12 protein-coding genes are annotated in these 17355 nt (G+C 37.9%); 1 reads left to right on the top strand and 11 read right to left on the bottom strand.

From position 1 onward, the window contains the following. Window positions 1–12: 12 nt before the first annotated feature. From RM549_RS08220 to RM549_RS08190, 7 genes are all read right to left on the bottom strand, one after another. Window positions 13–2760, bottom strand: a complete 2748-nt coding sequence (locus tag RM549_RS08220) for a TonB-dependent receptor (RefSeq protein WP_311683615.1) — start codon at window positions 2758–2760, stop codon at window positions 13–15. Between the two features lie 190 nt (window positions 2761–2950). Then, entirely contained in the window at window positions 2951–4582 is a 1632-nt protein-coding gene (gene pgi, locus RM549_RS08215) for a glucose-6-phosphate isomerase (RefSeq protein WP_311683614.1), read from the bottom strand. A 19-nt stretch (window positions 4583–4601) separates the two neighbouring features. Then, a complete protein-coding gene (locus tag RM549_RS08210; RefSeq protein ID WP_311683613.1) occupies window positions 4602–5834 on the bottom strand; it encodes a peptidoglycan DD-metalloendopeptidase family protein in 1233 nt (410 codons plus the stop codon). 1 nt (window position 5835) lies between these two features. After that, window positions 5836–6804, bottom strand: coding sequence for a tryptophan 2,3-dioxygenase family protein (locus RM549_RS08205; RefSeq protein WP_311683611.1), 969 nt, complete (start codon window positions 6802–6804; stop codon window positions 5836–5838). Further along, window positions 6804–7583, bottom strand: a complete 780-nt coding sequence (locus RM549_RS08200) for a DUF3108 domain-containing protein (RefSeq protein ID WP_311683609.1) — start codon at window positions 7581–7583, stop codon at window positions 6804–6806. The genes RM549_RS08205 and RM549_RS08200 overlap by 1 nt, the downstream gene beginning before the upstream one ends. 299 nt (window positions 7584–7882) lie before the next feature. Continuing rightward, the gene (gene hppD / locus RM549_RS08195; RefSeq protein ID WP_311683607.1) at window positions 7883–9025 is read right to left on the bottom strand and encodes a 4-hydroxyphenylpyruvate dioxygenase; all 1143 of its coding nucleotides are present in this window, start codon (window positions 9023–9025) and stop codon (window positions 7883–7885) included. Window positions 9026–9097: 72 nt separating this feature from the next. Beyond that, window positions 9098–10264, bottom strand: coding sequence for a homogentisate 1,2-dioxygenase (locus tag RM549_RS08190; RefSeq protein WP_311683605.1), 1167 nt, complete (start codon window positions 10262–10264; stop codon window positions 9098–9100). A 290-nt stretch (window positions 10265–10554) separates the two neighbouring features. Here RM549_RS08190 and RM549_RS08185 point away from each other — a divergent pair, with 290 nt between their 5' ends. Then, complete coding sequence (locus RM549_RS08185) at window positions 10555–10686, top strand: hypothetical protein (protein WP_311683602.1); 132 nt, start codon at window positions 10555–10557, stop codon at window positions 10684–10686. Window positions 10687–10693: 7 nt separating this feature from the next. On the opposite strand, the gene RM549_RS08180 is transcribed toward RM549_RS08185, so the two are convergent. From RM549_RS08180 to RM549_RS08165, 4 genes are all read right to left on the bottom strand, one after another. Continuing rightward, window positions 10694–12913 (bottom strand): patatin-like phospholipase family protein, encoded by a 2220-nt coding sequence (locus RM549_RS08180; RefSeq protein ID WP_311683600.1) that lies wholly within the window; start codon window positions 12911–12913, stop codon window positions 10694–10696. Beyond that, entirely contained in the window at window positions 12914–14707 is a 1794-nt protein-coding gene (uvrC, locus tag RM549_RS08175) for an excinuclease ABC subunit UvrC (protein WP_311683624.1), read from the bottom strand. It abuts the gene before it with no gap. Window positions 14708–14826: 119 nt separating this feature from the next. Next, a complete protein-coding gene (locus RM549_RS08170) occupies window positions 14827–16542 on the bottom strand; it encodes a GMC oxidoreductase (protein ID WP_311683598.1) in 1716 nt (571 codons plus the stop codon). A gap of 2 nt (window positions 16543–16544) precedes the next feature. Continuing rightward, on the bottom strand, window positions 16545–17090 hold the full coding sequence (locus RM549_RS08165; RefSeq protein ID WP_311683596.1) for a gluconate 2-dehydrogenase subunit 3 family protein: 546 nt from the start codon (window positions 17088–17090) through the stop codon (window positions 16545–16547). Window positions 17091–17355 lie beyond the last annotated feature (265 nt).

Genomic DNA, 17355 nt, shown 5'->3' with positions numbered 1-17355 from the left:
TATTTCTTCTATTTAGAAATTGTAAGTAATACCAGCATTCCAGGTTCTTCCGAATCCAAAATACACCCTGTTATTTACATTAATTCCCTGGTAAGTTTCATCTCCGGCACCAGCAGCAATGTTGGTATCTGCTTCAGAAATGTACATTGTATCAAATACATTATTTACATTCACTCTAAAATTAAGATTATTAGTATTGTTACCTAATGATAGTCTATAAGAAGCTCCGGCATCAACTAATCCAAAAGAAGGTAGTTTTAATGCTTCAAAACTCTCAGCTCCTAGTGCATCTGTTGCATCAAAATCTGCATAAAGATTATCAACGTACCTGTAATTGGCATCAATTCTTAAACCTTCTATGATTGTATAATCTGCTCCTACACTTGCAGTAAATTGTGCTGCATCTCCAACTTTTACTCCATCAAGAGCTAAGGTTGCAGTTTGTGGATCACCGTTTTCATCTAAGATTGGACTCTGGTCGTTATCAAAATATGCTGCTTCCACATCTCCATCATATTCCCAGTTTCCAATAGACATCATACCATTATATCTTAACCTGTCTGAAATCCTACCTGTAAAATCGAGTTCAAAACCAGTGTGAACCTGTGTAATCCCGTAAAGGTTTGCTGTACCTCTAATTTCCTGAGGAGTTTCTGCATTAAAGACAGCACCATCGCTTTCAAATCTATCAGCCCATGAAGTTCTGTAAAGGTTAACGTTTGCACTAAAGAAACTAGATCTGAAACCATATCCAATCTCAGTACCAATTACCTGTTCGTTTTGAAGATCTGGATTCAGATTATTTCCGAAGTTAATATATACAGCATCAAAAAGTGGTTGTTTTGAATAGTAACCGGCATTAGCATAAATATTATGTCTTTCATCAATATTCCAGTTAATACCACCCTTTATGTTTCCACCAATGATATTTTCCCAATCGGTTTCCTGACTTCCTTCTAATTCGCCGAAGTATTCAACTCTTTTGAATCCCTGGTTAGAAATAGATCCCTGAACAAATGCAGAAATTACTTCGTTGTTATATTCTAACTGTCCAAACGTTCCAGCCCATCTTACTAACCCATCATTGTAATAATCAATTTTTTCTTCATCATCAATATCAGAAAAAACCCAGAAATTAGGATCTGCATCGTAAGTTTCACGTTGTACAGGATTAGGAACATTGTTGACGTTATCAGTTTGTAAATAAGCATCACCACCCATTAGATTATTAACTCTTCTGTAGTGAATTCCTTTATAAGATCTTAAATCAATACCAACATCAAGAGTAAGTTCATCAGTTAACTGATTGCTCAGGTTAGATAAAACACCAAACCAGTTATGAGAATTAATAGAAGCCCTTCTGGTTATTCCGTTAGCCGAGGAACTATCATTATTCCCCTGGTTTAAATAGATACCATCGGTTAGTGTTCTTTGTCCGGTTGGGTTTGCATCATTTCCAAAATCTGGAACTGGCTGACCACTGTTGTATGCGAAAATATCGTCTACTCTAATTAGACCATTATCAGTTCTTGGTAAAGCAAATTGTCTTCTACCGTTAATAGTGCCAATTTCTCCGGTTCCACCACCACGTCCAAAAGACGCATAAGCTGAAGTAGAAAGTGTAGTAGCGGAATTTATATCAAAATCCCAGTTTAAAGACATAATCGGTTTGTGGTAGAAGTTTCTGGTGAAAGAAAACTCTTCACCATTTCTAAAGCCCCAGTTTTCGTTGTACTTTATGTTTGGATCTCCATTATCGCTATACTGCTGGTAAACACCAATAGAACTACTTCTACTACGTTGGTTGTGCCATTGCGGCGCTCCAGTAACTGTAAACTGGAAATCATGAGTATCATTTGGTCTGTAACCAAAAGCTAGATAATAATTATAACCCTGAAATTCTGTTCCATCTATATACCCGTCACCCTGAGTTTGACTTAATAAAATAGTACTGGAAAATCCACTCTCCATAAGGCCAGTGTTATAAGAGGCAACAGTTTTAAGGTAAGCATCGTTACCTGTAAGAGCAGTTACAAATCCCCCTTCAGATCTATCTGCAGACCTGGTAACAACGTTAATCGTTCCACCTACAGAAGATACTGCTAATTTAGAAGAACCTAACCCTCTTTGAACCTGAATAGCTGAAGCCACATCACTTAAACCTGCCCAGTTACTCCAATAAACAGAACCGTTTTCCATGTCATTAATTGGAACACCATTTATCATTACCGCAGAGTTGTTAGTATCAAAACCCCTAATATTAATACGTGCATCCCCAAAACCACCACCTTGCTTGGTAGCATAAATAGAAGGTGTATTGTTCAGGATTTCTGGAAATTCCTGAGAACCTAGCTTTTCCTGAATTTCCGCTGCTCTTACAGTGGAAACAGCAACCGGAGTTTGACGATCTTTCGCCAAATCGGCTACACCAGTAATTACAACTTCCGACAAAGCATCTGCATCGGTACCTAATGTGATAACCCCTAAGTTCTGAGTTGCTCCGCCAGTAACATTAAAATCAATAGTTTGTCTTTCGTAGCCAATGAAGGTAATCCGAATTTTACCGGAAGCAGAATTTACATCCAAAGAAAAGTTACCGTCAAAATCTGTTGTGGTTCCATTATTGGTACCGACTACCATGACGGTTGCACCCGGAAGGGGACCATCCATTTCAGAATCAATCACCGTCCCGGTAAGAGTTCCTTGAGCATAAATTGTAGCAGATGTTAGAAACAACGCTAATGCTAGTAATTTTCTCATTTTTTCGCTTGTTTGTTTTGAGTTAAAAAATTTCACGGCAAAAGAAGCTAAAACCTAAGGACTGTACTTTATCCAAATGTTAAGGTTTTTAACTTTAACATCAACCGCAGCGCAAAACTACTGCTATTTTTTAATTACCTGGGTGCATGGCACTTAAATAATTTCACAGGTTTTCAACAAACGAAAAGAATTATTTTAAAAAGAATTTTAACAGGTTTTTAGTAGAAGAATCATGATTTTCAACAGAATTATTTTCTATTTCCGCAAGAATTTTTGAAGCTAATTGCTTACCTAATTCCACACCCCATTGATCATAGCTAAAAATATTCCAGATTACGCCCTGAACAAATATTTTATGCTCATACATAGCCACCAGTTTACCTAAACTTTCAGGGGTAAGTTTTTCAATTAAAATAGAGTTTGTAGGTTTATTCCCTTCAAAAACTTTAAAGGGCAATAAGGTTTTAACATCTTCAGCATGCATCGATTTTCCTTCCAGTTCTGATCTCACTTCTTCCTCAGATTTACCCTGTAGCAAAGCTTCTGTCTGTGCAAAATAATTAGCCATTAACTTATCATGATGGTCCTTATCCTGGAAAAGGGAATGTTTAAACCCAATAAAATCTGCAGGGATTAATTTAGTTCCCTGGTGGATTAGCTGAAAAAATGCATGCTGGGAATTTGTTCCCGGCTCCCCCCAAATAATTGTTCCGGTCTGGTAATCTACTTTATCGCCATTTCTGTCCACACTCTTACCATTACTCTCCATAATCGCCTGTTGCAGGTATGCCGGCAGTCTGTGCAGGTATTGAGAATAAGGAATTACAGCTTCACTTTCGGCTTTAAAAAAGTTATTATACCAAATACTGATTAGCGCTAGCTGTACAGGAATATTTTCGCTGAAATCTGTTTTTCGGAAGTGCGTGTCCATCTTCTCAGCACCTTGTAACATAGCTTCAAAATTGGAATATCCCACAGAAAGGCTGATAGAAAGACCCACTGCACTCCAAAGTGAGAACCTGCCCCCAACCCAATCCCACATTGGGAAAATATTTTCTGAAGCAATACCGAACTCCTCTACCTTCTCTACATTACTGGAAACAGCAACAAAATGCTTTGAAACAGCTTCTTCGGGAGCGGTTTTCAGAAACCAGCTTCTAATAGTAATAGAATTTGAAAGGGTCTCCTGGGTTGTAAAAGATTTGGATACAATTACAAACAAGGTAGTTTCCGGATTTAGATCCTGAATTGCCTGATGTACGTGATCTCCATCTACATTAGAAACATAATGCACCTTTAGATGGTTTTGATAAAACTGAAGGGATTCGGTTACCATTACCGGACCAAGATCTGATCCTCCAATACCAATGTTCACTACATCAGTAAATTTTTTTCCAGTATATCCTTTTCGGCTACCATCAATAACTTCATTAGAAAAGGTCTTAATTTTGGCTTTTACTTCCTGTACTTCCGGCAAAACATTCTCTCCCTCTACAGTTACATTTTTATCTTCTTTAGTCCTTAAAGCAGTATGTAGCACAGGACGTCCTTCTGTCTGATTAATAACGTCACCTCCAAAATAGGAACTAATTGCTTCGTCCAGTTTGCACTCCCTGGCTAAGTCAAGAAGAAGGTCCTTAGTCTCTCCTGTAATTCTATTTTTACTATAATCCAGATAGAAATCCTCCCACTGAATACTGAATTCCGCTCCCCGGTTTTCATTTTTTTGGAAAAGATCCTTCATCTGAAGCTTTCCTATTTCTTTGAAATGGTCGTTGAGTTTCTTCCAGCTCTTAGTTTGTGTAGGATTTATATTTTTCATCTGCATCTTTTTTTATTCTTTAAATATTCTTGTAGGGAATATTATCCAGCTTCTTTTTAAGAGGCTCAATATAAGCATAATACTCCTCTTTATGCGCATCATCTATATGTTTGGCTGTAGGAAGGTTCTGGCGAAAAGGATCCACCTGCTTTCCATTCACCCAAAAACGATAGCAAACATGAGGTCCTGTAGCAAGACCTGTACTCCCTACAAATCCTATAATATCACCCTGTTTTACAGCCTGTCCATTTCTAACATTCCTCTTGGTCATGTGGAGGTATTGCGTTGTGTATTTACTGTTGTGCCTTATTTTAACGTAATTACCGTTTCCGGAAGTATAACTTGCGGCAATCACAGTACCATCTGCCGTACTTACAATAGGTGTACCGTGTGCTGCAGCATAATCTGTACCCAAATGTGCTTTCCAGCGCTTTTGGACAGGGTGATACCTCCTTTTACTATAACGTGACGAAATCCTGCTATAATCGAGTGGCGCTTTTAAGAAAAAACTTTGCAGGGCCTTAGCCTCATCATCATAGTAACTGGCTTTTTTGGTAATACTATCTGTTTCATATTGAAAGGCATAAAAAGGCTTATCAGAATGATTGAAAACCGCTGCTTCCACCTTTTCAATTCCGGCAAAAATTGTGTCATCTATATATTTTTCATGATACACCATTTTAAACTGATCTCCTTTTTGAAGCCTGAAAAAATCAATACTCCACTGGTAGATATTTGAAAGTTCGTAGACTAGCAGATTGCTTAATCCCTGATCCTGCATAGCTTCTGAAAGTGAAGATGTAATTACACCCGAAACTTCCCTTTTCTTTACAGAAACCGGGCGCTGCTTTTTATATGCAGTTATCTCATCTCCAATTCCTACAACCGTATAGTCAATTTTATTATCTTCATAGATAAAAAACTGAGGTGTTTGTGCAGAATCTTTTGCCCTTAGGATCATGTATTTTCTTCCGGCAACTATTCGTGCAGGGTTAAATGTATCCTTTACTTTTTCAGAAATTTCATAAACCTTCGCAAGACTCACCCCCTGCTCACCCATAATATTTCCAAAACTATCACCGGGCTGTATAGTATCTTCCACTACCTCATAATCATCCAAAACAAATCCATACTTCTTGATTTGAGGTGGAGCTTCTACAACTGCCACTTCTTCTTTTACTTCTACAACATTATCATCATTACAGCTTATAAGTGTAAGCATGATAAGGACCAGGGTACTAAACTTTTTCAATTTAATTTTTTTGATTTTCGCTGTTAAACATGTGGTTTACCCATTGTTTGCCCCAGTCGTTAAACTCCTCTTCACTCCACAAAGAGGGAAAAAAAGATATTTTTTGAAAGCCTGGTGGTAAAAATTTTTTCCAATTTGTACCTCCGGTTGCAGCAATCGTTTCTTTGTCACTATTAAGGTAACGATAAGCGGCGCCTATGTGCATAAGCAACCAATTGACATTCACATTTACATCAAACTTCCTTAAGGCACGAACCAGGTTTTCATTCTGCTTTTCTTCCGGCGGTAGCTGTTCGTATTGATGGAACATTGTAGCGCCTTTAACTTCTTTTGCAATTCTCATAAAGCGGGGCGTATATCTTTTTTCGAATTGCCTAAGGGTCAAGGTCTTTTCTCCTGTCTTTAAATCTATCCCTCCTCTTTTCCAGTAGACCTGCTCATATAATTCCTCGAGGGAATTTTCTTTTGAAAAATCTTTCCTGGTATCGTGAAGAACAAGATGTTCAAGGGGAGTAGCGTAAATTTCTATCATCCTGAATTGGGCAGATTGAAAGCCACTTGCCGGCAATAAAGCCATACGGAATTTCAAAAATTGCTCTCTGTCCATTCCCTTAATCATTACATCAAAAGAATCAATAAGAATTCGGAAATACCGGTTGAGTCTGCTTAACTTTTCAGTAAAAAAGGAAGCCGTAAGGCTTTCGTTTTCTATAATCTGCTTTTGCTCGTGGATGATGAGCTTAAAATATAATTCTGTAATCTGGTGATAGGTAATAAAAATCTTTTCGTCAGGAAAATGTGTGTTTGTTTTCTGAAGGCTTAATAGTGTATCTAAACTCACATAATCCCAGTAAGAAAGGTATCGATCATAGAGCAACCCGTCCAGATAGGATCCCATATCCTGACCGGAGTTTTTAAACTTTTCCTCAAGTTTGGAAATACGTTCAGCTATTTCGGGTTTTATTTCCATTAATCCATAATTATATTAAAAGGATTTCTGAGTCCTTTGTAAGCATCAAGATCGGCATCCAGAGAGCCTACAGCAAGATCTGCTTCTATCTTCACAGGAATTTTATTTTTGTCATCACTTACCCAAAACGTAAGACTTTCCTTTTCCTTAAAAACCCTTCCCGCCATTACAAACGGACGAAACTTAAGCGTGGCTACTTTTCCAAATTTGGTTTTAATTACCTCACGACCAAGAAAACGCAATTTGAAATCCATATTTTCATCATCGATAAAAAGGTTCAAATTCATTTCCTCTCCTGGTATCAGATCGTCACTGCTTATCTCGTTGCGAATATAATAAAATGCAGATAACATATCATGAACATTTTCTTTTGTAGTGTAGGTATCGTTCCTGTTATGTTTCTTATCATACACCAATGCTTTGTTTTCCTTATGGTCAAAATACACTTCAAGATCTTTGGTATGGCCCCCTTCGTCTATTTTTCTTATGAACCTGTAGGGCTTGCCGTCTTTCTTATCAATAAAGGTCTGATAATTATCATCTACCTTAAAAAACCAGCTTAAAGGTGCTGTGGATTTTCCTATACCTTCAACATGATACACAGGCTTGCCATTTAACACGGTTTCGTCAACTTCCAGAGTTGCGAAACTTGCTGTAAACATTCCATAATGAATTCGGAATTTAAGCCATTCTCCTTTCTGAAATGCTTCCTGAGAATTTCCCTGAAAAGGTGAGAAGCTAATAAAAAAAAGGAAAGCAATTGCAATAAATCTTTTCATAATGGTTTCTTTAAATTTCCGAAGAACCGGCGCAGTTTGTAAGGTTAAGAAAATATTTACAATTACTATTCCAAATGTATTAAAACAGAAAGCCCCGTCAAATAAATGACGGGGCTTTTTGTCTTATTAACCAACTAACTTAAATTATGAAAACACTTTTGGTAACCACTCCAAAAAATGCGAGTGCAAAATTCTTTATATTCTTCATTAAAAACAATATAAAAGAAAACTTTAACCAAAAGAGTTGCATCTGTTTAAAAAATAAGGGCAATTTTTTTCACTTAAGTATTATTTTATAATTAATTAAGGGTTCCACGCAAATCCTGTTCCCTTTCTATAGCCTCAAATAAGGCTTTAAAATTTCCTTTGCCAAAAGATTGCGCTCCTTTTCTCTGTATAATTTCGAAAAACATGGTTGGACGGTCCAAAACAGGTTTGGTGAATATCTGCAGCAGATAACCTTCATCATCCCGGTCTATAAGTACTCCCAGTTCTTTAAGAGGCTCGAGCTCTTCGTCTATTGTTCCAACCCTGTCCAGTACGGTATCATAGTAAATTTCAGGAACATGCAGAAATTCAACTCCGTTATCCCTCAGCTTTGTGACTGTTTCTATGATATTATCTGTTGCAAGGGCAATGTGTTGCACCCCCGCTCCATTATAGAAATCTATATATTCTTCAATTTGAGACTTCTTCTTTCCTTTTGCCGGTTCGTTAATTGGAAATTTTATCCTGCCATTACCATTGCTCATTACTTTACTCATTAAAGCAGTATATTCTGTAGAGATATCTTTATCGTCAAAGGAAACGAGTTGAGCAAAGCCCATAATCTTGGCGTAAAATTCACACCATTTGTTCATTTCATTCCAGCCCACGTTTCCCACCATGTGATCTATAAATTTAAGACCTGTCTCTTTAGATTTGGCCAGAGGTGCATAGGGTTTATATCCCGGAAGGAATGGTCCCGAATAATTTTTTCTTTCTATAAAGAGATGTATAGTTTCTCCATAAGTATGAATCCCCGAAATAACAACAGATCCATACTCATCCTGCATCACGTAAGGTTCCCGATAAGATTCAGCTCCTCTTTTTGTAGTTTCTTCATAGCTCTTCCTGGCATCGTCTACCCAAAGTGCTACCATCTTTACACCGTCCCCATGTTTATCTATATGCTCGTTAATTTCTCCTTTTGGTTGCAAAGGAGAAGTAAGCACTAACCTTATTTTTCCCTGCTGCAGTACATAAGACACACTATCTTTTTTTCCGGTTTCCAATCCTGAATATGCCAATGGCTGAAACCCCCAGGCATGCTGATAATAGTAAGCCGACTGCTTTGCATTACCTACATATAACTCGACAAAGTCTGTTCCCAGGATAGGCAGGAAATCCTCTGCTTCCGGTACTTCCTTTTTTAATTTTAAAGATGTTTTATCTGTAGCCATTTTTTATTTTTTATTGATCCTTACTTTTTAAAAACCCTAAGACATATAGTAAGTTTTTTGCTATTCCTAATTCTAATGGTTTTCTTCTAACCATGATTTATAATAGGTCTCATCAGCTATCTCCATAGCTTCTTCAGTAATCATCAGAGGTTTAAAAGTATCTACCATAACCGCTAATTCTTCAGTTTCCACCTGACCTATACTACGTTCTACGGCCCCGGGGTGTGGACCATGCGGGATTCCGGCAGGATGAAGTGATATATGTCCTGCTTCAATATCATTTCTACTCATAAAATCGCCATCCACATAATACAGAACCTCATCACTGTCTATATTGCTATGACTGTAAGGAGCCGGAATACTTTCCGGATGATAATCATATTTACGCGGACAAAAACTGCAAACCACAAAAGCATCAGTCTCAAAAGTCTGGTGAACCGGTGGTGGCTGGTGAATTCTTCCGGTTATCGGCTCAAAATCATGAATTGAAAAAGCATAAGGATAGTTATAGCCGTCGTAGCCTACGACATCAAAAGGATGGGTCGCGTAAACAGCATCAAAAATCTCTCCCTGTTTTTTTATTTTGATTAGAAAATTCCCTTCTTCATTATTTGTCTCTAATTCGTAAGGCCTACGTAAATCCCTTTCACAAAACGGGGAATGTTCCAGCAATTGCCCAAACCAATTCCTATATCTTTTTGGAGTATAAATAGGCCGACGGGATTCTACAATAAACAAACGATTATTCTCATCATCAAAATCCAGCTTATAAATTGTTCCCCTGGGAATTAATAAGTAGTCTCCGTATTTAAAATCAAGATTCCCCAGATGGGTTCTAAGTTTCCCACCCCCTTTATGGATAAAGAGCAACTCATCTGCATCTGAATTTTTGTAAAAATAATCTTTTGTTGAAGCTTGGGGAGAAGCAAGCGCTATGTTTACATCGCTATTGGTTAAAATAATTCTTCTGCTTTCCAGGTAATCTGGGGCAGGCACCACCTTAAAACCTTTGAACCTGTAAGATTTTAGATTATTTTCTATGGCTATTTTAGGTTTGACACTATACCCCGCTTTCATTTCCTTTACCTGTGTAGGCCTGTGTTCATGATATGAATTGGTGTACATCCCGTCAAAGCCTATCGTTCCAAATAACTGTTCGTAGTATAGGCTGCCATCGGGCTTTTTAAAAACCGTATGTCTTTTATGAGGTATTTTCCCAAGTTGATGATAGAAAGGCATAATTAATATTGACGATTAAGAAAAAATCTACTACTTTAAATGAACCATTTTTTGAAAGTATCATTTTTATAAATATCGACCATTTTAATTAAAAATTCTCTTAAAGAAGGATTAAAAAGAAACTCCTCTGGAAATACTGTAAATAAGATAGTTATACTAAAATTTTACTTTGTTACAATTATTTAAAGTCTACGTAACGCTAACATAAAATAGAGGCATCAGGTTTAATATTTTCATTATACGAAACTTGCTATTTGACTTTAATTTTAATTAAAATTAAAAAGCAACTTATGAAAAGTATCATTTTATCTCAGGCACCTGAAAAATCCAGAAGTATGAAGAATATCATATCAGTGGCACTAAAAATTATTTTTGCTATAATTGTATGGCTTCTTCTCACCGCCAGTTTCTTTCTTTCATAGGTCAAAATCAGAACCAAAACCCTAAACTAAAAAACCAGTGACTCCTGTTAACTTCAGGGGAATAAGTATATTTTACTTCCAGTGGACCAAGAAAGGTTTCTATACCATAGCCAAGTGCATACCCCGTGTAATCTGGCATCGAAAGCCAATTTCCGGTGGAATATAATTTATTTTCCACATTTGCAATGTTTACACCTGCGATGAGATGGTGTTTCCTGAAAATATGATAATCCACTTCCAGTAGTGCCTTTATATAGCTATCACCCGAAAGGCTAATAAAATCATATCCATAAAATGGGGTAATATTATTAATTGGATAATTACCATACCCCCCCAGGAAAAAATCCAATGTATTTATATCATCATTTCCAATTTTAAACCCGGTTTCTGCAGAAATACGGGTGGTGAACTTTTCTAAAGGTGTGGCAGCATAGCCCACTTTACCTTTTGCAATAGAAAATTCGGCAAAATCATTGTTTGAGGAAAATAAATAAACATGAAAGTCACCATCAAAATATACACCCTTGCTGGGAAAATATTTATTGTCGTAAGAGTCAAGCTTCAAATATCCAAAGGCGCTGTAGTAATGGTTATCTTCAAATACAGTGTTAACCGTCTCACCATTATCGTTCTGAAAAGCTTCAGAAGTGATATCCAGATATTTCTGCTCGGCGCCCATCCCAAAAGAAAAAACCTGCTGAAAAAGTGTTTCTACGTAAATCTGGTTGGTGATGTCCCGGTATTCTATACCTATATTCTCCACCCCAAGATTTCTCAGATTTCCGTTCTGATTGGCAAAATCAAACGAAATATCCTTATTAAATTTATTATACCTCGACTTCACCCCAAAACTCCAGTAATAACCTTTGTCAATATAATAATCAAAATAATACCGGAATTGATCACCCACCACAACATCCAGCGACGCAACATCATTGGTAAATAGCGAACTTTTACGGGTAAGGTTCAGCAGCACGCCGCTTTCATAAAGTTCGTCGTAATGCAGTGCCAGCCGGAGGTACGATTTATTCTCGCTCTCCTCAATATCCATATTTAGCGTATACTCCTCGCCTTCTTCACCCGGAACCAGGTTATAACTAATTTTATTAAAATTTCCGGTAGCCGATAGGTTATTAACCCCAACATTAAGATCATTAAAAGTTAGTTTTTCTTCAGGGTCAAGTTTCAGTTTCCCCAAGATGTAGGACTGAGGGTAAGTATTGTTTCCTTCAATCTTTAGATCCGTCACATAGATACTGTCCTGCCCCTGTTTTCTCAATTCTCTCTTAAAATCTTTCTGCCTTGCCGCAAGCTGCTCCAACTGCTGATATTTTTCTATTGCTGCAACCCTTCCGGAGTCGATAATGGCCTCCCCCTCGCTGAACGAAATCACAGAAAATTTAGAAATATCAGGATTTATGTAAATATCTGTGAGCGGAATCTTCTTCTTCATCTCGCTAATGGTCCTGAAATTTCCTATCTGTGTTAAAATATCAAGTACACTCCTAAGATGATCCTTATCAATTAAAGTATCCTGAACGTCTATTCCAATTATAATTTCTGCCCCTCTTCGTTTTAATTCCTCTATTGGATAATTGTTCGCCACCCCGCCATCTGTAAGTAAGCGGCCATCGATTTTCACCGGACTAAAAATAGAAGGAATAGCACCACTGGCCGAGACTGCTTTGGCAAGAGAACCACTATCCAGAATAACCTCTTCGCCAGTTTCTATATCTGCAGCAGTACAAAAAAACGGAATGGGAAGCTCATTAAAATCATGTATTTCGCTAACATGCATCGTTAAACGCGACATAAGATTATATATATTCTGCCCCTTGGAAAGTCCCGATGGCAGGCCCAGCCTAAAATTTTCAAAGGGAAGACTTATAGCGTATTTCTCAGTGTCCTCTTTTTCGTAAAAAGTTTTTGCGCTTCGCGGAAGGTCATCCTGGATAAGAATATTAAAATTTGTCTCATGAAAAATAGAATCAAGATCATTGGCAGTATACCCCGAAGCATATAAACCACCAATTATAGCGCCCATACTACTCCCTCCAATATAATCTATACGCACCCCGGCTTCTTCAATAATTTTTAAAGCACCAATATGCGCCAACCCTTTTGCACCACCACCACTTAAAACAAGACCAACCTTAGGATCATCTTTTTGCTGGGATAATCCCGTAAAACTTAGCAAACACAAAAAAATGACCAGTATATTTTTCATTTATTCCTTGTGATAATGCTCATATAAAATACGTGCTTTTGAGGCTCCAACTACTTCACTCAGATTTTCCAGCGAAGCTTCTTTTATTCTTTTTACAGACCTGAATTGTTTTAATAATTCAACTACCGTTTTTTCTCCAATTCCGGTAATGGATTCCAACTCTGTATTTAACGCAACTTTACTCCTTTTGTTACGATGAAAAGTAATTCCGAATCTATGCGCTTCGTTTCTAAGCTGCTGAATAATCTTTAGACTCTCCGTTTTCTTGTCCAGATAAAGCGGAATAGTATCATCTGGATAGAAAATCTCTTCCAATCGTTTCGCAATGCCGATAATTGCAATTTTACCGCGTAGACCTAAAGTCTCCAAAGCTTTAACCCCGGACGATAATTGCCCTTTTCCGCCATCGACTATAATTAGCTGCGGCAGGTCTTCTCCTTCATTTAATAATCGCCGATACCTTCTAAAAACCACCTCTTCCATAGAAGCGAAGTCATTTGGACCTTCTACCGTCTTAATATTGAACTTTCTATAGTCTTTTTTACTTGGTTTTCCGTTTTTAAAGACCACACAGGCCGCTACAGGGTTCGTTCCCTGGATATTTGAGTTGTCAAAACACTCAATATGCCGCGGTTCTTCATTTAAACGTAAATCTTCCTTCATCTGGGCCATTATGCGATTCACATGCCGGTCCGGATCTACAATTTTCATTTGTTTAAAGCGCTCCTGACGGTAATATTTGGCATTTCTGAGGGATAACTCTACAATCTTCTTCTTATCACCCAACTGCGGAACCGTAACCTTTACATCTTCAGCAAATTCGATATTAAACGGAAGATAAATTTCTTTTGAATTTGAATTGAAGCGCTGCCTTATCTCCGTAATTGCCAATTCCAGCAGTTCCTGGTCGCTTTCGTCCAGCTTTTTCTTCATTTCAATAGTGTGTGATCTAATAATGGCGCCATGAGAAATCTGAAGGAAGTTTACATACCCATAACCCTCGTCACTGGTAATAGAAAACACATCTACATTTGTAATCTTGGGATTTATGATTGTAGATTTTGACTGATAATTCTCCAGTACATGGATTTTTTCTTTGATTCGCTGCGCATCTTCGAATTCCATATTTTCGGCATGCAATTTCATCTGATTCCGAAACTGCTGAAGGGAATCTTTGAAATTTCCCTTTACAATCTGTCGTATGGCTTCTATATTCCTATTATATTCCTCTTCTGCCTGTTTTCCTTCGCAAGGACCTTCGCAATTGCCAAGATGGTATTCCAGGCAGACCTTATATTTGCCATTTTCGATCTTATCTTCAGCTAAATCATAATTGCAGGTCCTGAGTTTATACAATCCTTTTATAAGATCAAGAAGTGTATTTACCGTCTTAAAACTAGTGAAGGGGCCGTAATATTCGCTTCCATCCTTAATAAGCCTGCGGGTTGGAAAGACCCTTGGAAAACGTTCATTTTTAATACAAATCCAGGGGTAGGTTTTATCATCCTTCAGCATCACGTTAAATCGCGGCTGATGTTTTTTAATAAGGTTATTTTCAAGCAGCAGCGCATCGGTTTCAGAAGCTACGACGATATGCTTAATCTCCCTGATTTTCTTTACCATTACGCCAATCCTGTGACTGTCGTGGCGCTTGGTAAAATAAGAAGTAACCCGTTTTTTAAGGTTTTTGGCCTTACCTACATATAATATTTTTCCGTTTTTATCATAATATTGGTAGACCCCCGGGCTATCCGGCAGGGTTTGCAGTTGTACTTCCAATGCAGGCTTTTCCATCATGTCAAAGATAAAATTTATCGCGCTTTAATCCTGTTGTCCCGACTAATATTTAAACCAGAAAAACCATCGGTTCGCAGCTGCTACCGATGGTTTTTTCTTTTTCTGAAAATTTCAGTTTATGAAATATTTCCGTTCTTCAATTCTTTTACTGCATAATCCACCGCCCTGGCAGTAAGTGCCATATATGTTAAAGATGGATTTTGGGTTCCCGTTGAAGTCATACAGGCACCATCTGTCACAAACACATTTTTACAGGCGTGCAACTGGTTCCATTTATTCAACAAAGAGGTTTTTGGATCTTTTCCCATACGAACACCACCCATTTCATGAATATCCAATCCCGGAGCCTGTTTGGAATCACTGGTCTGGATATTCGTAAATCCGGCGCTTTCAAACATTTCAGTAATTTGTTCAAAATAATCCTGAATCATCTTTTCATCATTATCATCATAATCTACATCAAAATTCAGCAGAGGAATTCCCCATTGATCCTTTTTACTGTCATTCAGGCTTATCAAATTACTCTCCTTCGGAATTGTTTCTCCCATCATATGGCTTCCTATTCTCCATGGCCCCAATTTAGGTTGGGCAAGATTTTCTTTTAAAGAAACTCCTAATCCATCCTGACTGGTATATTCACTACGATAAGAATCTACTCCCGCAGCATATCCTCTCAAGAAATCTGTCTCCTGCTTATGTATGTTCCGGAACCTAGGGATATATCCGCTGGTAGGTCTTTTCCCGTCTGTAGTAAACTCTGCAAAACCATCATACTCTGCAGTTACCCTGGCCCTATAATTATGAAAGGCAAAATACTTGCCCATGAGTCCGTTGTCATTTCCCAGTCCATTTGGAAATCTACGTGATTTGGAGTTCAGCAAAATCAGGTTCGTGTTCACAGCGGACGCGTTTACAAAAACTATTTTCGCAAAATATTCCGTCACTTCCTGAGTATGGGCGTCAATAACCCGTACGCCAGTAACTTTTTCTTTTTCTTTATCATAAATCAGGGATTCCACGACAGAATCAGGCTTTAAAGTAAGGTTACCTGTTTTCTCTGCCCACGGAATCGTTGAGGAATTACTACTAAAATAGCCCCCATAAGGACATCCTCTCTGGCACAACACCCTGTTTTGACATTGTACCCGTCCTTGCTGTTTATGAATATCTTTTTGTTCTGAAATATGCGCGCATCGTGCCACGATCACATGCCGGTCATCATATTTTTCAGCTACCTTTTCTTTAAAGTACTTCTCTACTTTTGTCAATTCATAAGGTTTTAAAAACTCACCATCAGGTAATTCAGGAAGACCATCTTTGTTTCCGGAAATTCCTGAGAATTTTTCGACATGGCTATACCACGGAGCCAGATCTTTATAGCGAATAGGCCAGTCTACTGCAAAACCATCCCTTACAGGCCCTTCAAAATCGAAATCACTCCAGCGCTGCACTTGTCTTGCCCACAGCAAAGATTTACCTCCAACCTGGTATCCCTTTATCCAGTCAAAAGGTTTTTCCTGTACATATGGATGTTCATTATCTTTAGAAAAAAAGTGTGCGGCATCCTCTTTAAAAGCGTAGCATTTGCTGGCAATAGGATTAGCCTTTTTTACCTCAAGAGGAATTGTCCCCCGATGCTCCATTTGCCATGGATGTAAACTGGTTGTAGGATAATCTATTACATGTTTAACATCTTTACCACGATCCAGCACCAAAGTGCGCAGCCCTTTTTCGGTTAACTCCTTAGCCGCCCATCCCCCGCTAATGCCAGAGCCAATTACAATTACATCATAGGTTTTTTCTTCTACTCCGTTTATATTAAAATATGCCATAGTTAAGCGTTGTAATATTTTTCCTGATTAACGGGAAAACTTCCATCCCATCTTGAAGGTACCTGTTCGTAATCCATTATATTTTCAAGAACATATTTAGAACTCGTATAACCTGCTACGGTTAGATCCTTAACAAAAGGGACGAAGTTTATTTTTCTGTCTGATGCTTTTTCGGCCTCCAGCATCTTATTCAAAACCTCATGTTTTTCGGCATCTGAAAGGTTTAAAAAAGCCTTTTCGAAACGATCTTTACTAGCTCTATTTACCTCATCAAAACCTCCTGCGAATTCTGTTTGCACTTCTTTATCAAAACAGTCACTAACCATTACAAGTACAAAACGATCTACTTCAAGCTCTTTTGCGCCAGGTGTATCAGTAGCCGGGATAATAGTCTCTATCATTCCCGCAAGCATTAGTTTCTGGTCATCATCTATATCGACATTTGCTTGGGGTAGTTCGTCTGCTGTCCAGGAATCTACCCAGAAAGGAACTGTTGCCAGTCCTACGGCAGATATTCCGAAGATTTTAATGAGATCTCTTCTCTTCATGTATATTATTTTGTGTAAATCGTACTTTTTTACTAAAATTTCCGGCTCCAGAAAAGAAAACGGAAAATTTTTCTTCTAAAATTTTTTCTTTATCAGGCAGTTTGTGAAGATAAAGTTAAAATTGAAATCATTAGCGCAAAAATAGAATTTTAGAGGCTACTTCATTTAACTGGCGGAACAACTTTTAATATCTCTTCAAAGCGCACGCAATTCAAAAAACTTTCGCTTAATCTGTAACACAAACTATACCAGCCGGAATTCATCC

Origin of the sequence: Autumnicola patrickiae, from assembly GCF_031846525.1 — a bacterium.
Taxonomy (GTDB): Bacteria; Bacteroidota; Bacteroidia; order Flavobacteriales; family Flavobacteriaceae; genus Autumnicola; species Autumnicola patrickiae.
The sequence above is the reverse complement of the archived record's forward strand: the minus strand, read 5'-3'. Positions and strand labels throughout refer to the sequence as shown.

What these genes read in the sequence shown, in the direction of transcription:
- RM549_RS08165 (WP_311683596.1), bottom strand. Translation starts at nt 17,090, where the DNA reads ATGAAGAGAAGAGATCTCATTAAAATCTTCGGAATATCTGCCGTAGGA.
- RM549_RS08205 (WP_311683611.1), bottom strand. Translation starts at nt 6,804, where the DNA reads ATGGAAATAAAACCCGAAATAGCTGAACGTATTTCCAAACTTGAGGAA.
- RM549_RS08220 (WP_311683615.1), bottom strand. Translation starts at nt 2,760, where the DNA reads ATGAGAAAATTACTAGCATTAGCGTTGTTTCTAACATCTGCTACAATT.
- RM549_RS08185 (WP_311683602.1), top strand. Translation starts at nt 10,555, where the DNA reads ATGAAAAGTATCATTTTATCTCAGGCACCTGAAAAATCCAGAAGTATG.
- RM549_RS08190 (WP_311683605.1), bottom strand. Translation starts at nt 10,264, where the DNA reads ATGCCTTTCTATCATCAACTTGGGAAAATACCTCATAAAAGACATACG.
- uvrC (WP_311683624.1), bottom strand. Translation starts at nt 14,707, where the DNA reads ATGGAAAAGCCTGCATTGGAAGTACAACTGCAAACCCTGCCGGATAGC.
- RM549_RS08200 (WP_311683609.1), bottom strand. Translation starts at nt 7,583, where the DNA reads ATGAAAAGATTTATTGCAATTGCTTTCCTTTTTTTTATTAGCTTCTCA.
- pgi (WP_311683614.1), bottom strand. Translation starts at nt 4,582, where the DNA reads ATGAAAAATATAAATCCTACACAAACTAAGAGCTGGAAGAAACTCAAC.
- RM549_RS08170 (WP_311683598.1), bottom strand. Translation starts at nt 16,542, where the DNA reads ATGGCATATTTTAATATAAACGGAGTAGAAGAAAAAACCTATGATGTA.
- hppD (WP_311683607.1), bottom strand. Translation starts at nt 9,025, where the DNA reads ATGGCTACAGATAAAACATCTTTAAAATTAAAAAAGGAAGTACCGGAA.
- RM549_RS08180 (WP_311683600.1), bottom strand. Translation starts at nt 12,913, where the DNA reads ATGAAAAATATACTGGTCATTTTTTTGTGTTTGCTAAGTTTTACGGGA.